The sequence below is a fragment of the Bradyrhizobium sp. genome (genome assembly GCF_016462955.1).
In the GTDB taxonomy this organism is placed as follows: Bacteria; Pseudomonadota; Alphaproteobacteria; order Rhizobiales; family Xanthobacteraceae; genus Bradyrhizobium.
In genome coordinates, this window is record NZ_JAEMSD010000475.1 from 4,165 (window position 1) to 5,229 (window position 1,065).

Below are 1,065 nucleotides of genomic sequence, written 5' to 3' on the forward strand. Positions count from 1 at the left end.
CGACGCCCGCGAGGCGCACGCCGGCGCGGTAGTCGCGAAGGCCTGCGGCGATCGCAGCCGCAGTCTGCGCCTGGCCGGAGGGATCGATGACCAGCACCACCGGCCAGCCCAGCATCTCCGCAATATCGGCGGTCGCGCCGGTGCCGCAGACACCGCGCGCGGCAACGCCGTCGAACAGGCCCATCGAGCCCTCGGCGAGGACGATGTCGGCGTCAACACCGCGGCTGACGAGATGTGCGATCGTCGCACTATCCATCGCCCAGCTATCGACATTGACGGAGGCGCGCCCGGTGGCGGCGGCGTGGAAGGCGGGATCGATATAGTCGGGTCCGCTCTTGAAGCACTGCACGGTCAGGCCGCGGTTGCGCCAGGCGCGTGCGAGCGCCAGCGTCAGCGTGGTCTTGCCGACGCCGGACGCGGGTGCGGAGATGACGAGGCCGGCCGCCATCACGACGCCTCCGGAAAGCGCGGCTCGGTCCCGACAGGCCGATAGCGTCGATCGTAGTCGCCGGCGTAGAGACGACTTTCGTCGAAATCCGCGGCCCCCAGCGTCTTGCCGACCAGGATCAGCGCGGTGCGCTCCATCTCGCCGCCCACGGCGACGTCGAGCGTTGCCAGCGTCGCGCGCACGATGTGCTGCTCCGGCCAGCTCGCTCGCCAAACGATCGCGACCGGACAATCCGCGCCGTAATGCGGCGTCAGCTCGGCGACGACCTGATCGAGCAGATGGATCGACAGATGGATCGCGAGCACCGCGCCGGTGGCGGCGAACGCCGCGAGCTTCTCGCCGTCAGGCATGGCACTGGCCCGGCCCGGCGTGCGCGTCAGCACGACCGTCTGGGCAAGACCGGGCAACGTCAGCTCCGCCTCCAGCGCAGCGGCAGCAGCCGAGAAGGACGGCACGCCCGGCGTCACAGTATAGGGAATGCCGAGCGCGCGCAGGCGGCGGAGCTGCTCGCCCATCGCCGACCAGATCGAGAGATCGCCGGAATGCAGCCGCGCGACGTCCTTGCCCGCCGCATGCGCCGCGGCGATCTCGGCGATGATCTCGTCGAGCGACAGCGG

1 protein-coding gene and 1 pseudogene are annotated in these 1,065 nt (G+C 70.6%); both read right to left on the minus strand.

The genetic code is table 11. The annotated features are described in order from the left end of the window. A pseudogene (locus JHD07_RS32115) lies at positions 1-448 on the minus strand (AAA family ATPase); the annotation flags it as partial. After that, a partial coding sequence (locus JHD07_RS32120) for an SAM-dependent methyltransferase (protein WP_291629448.1) occupies positions 448-1,065 on the minus strand: 618 nt, incomplete at its 5' end. The gene JHD07_RS32120 and the pseudogene JHD07_RS32115, both read right to left, overlap by 1 nt.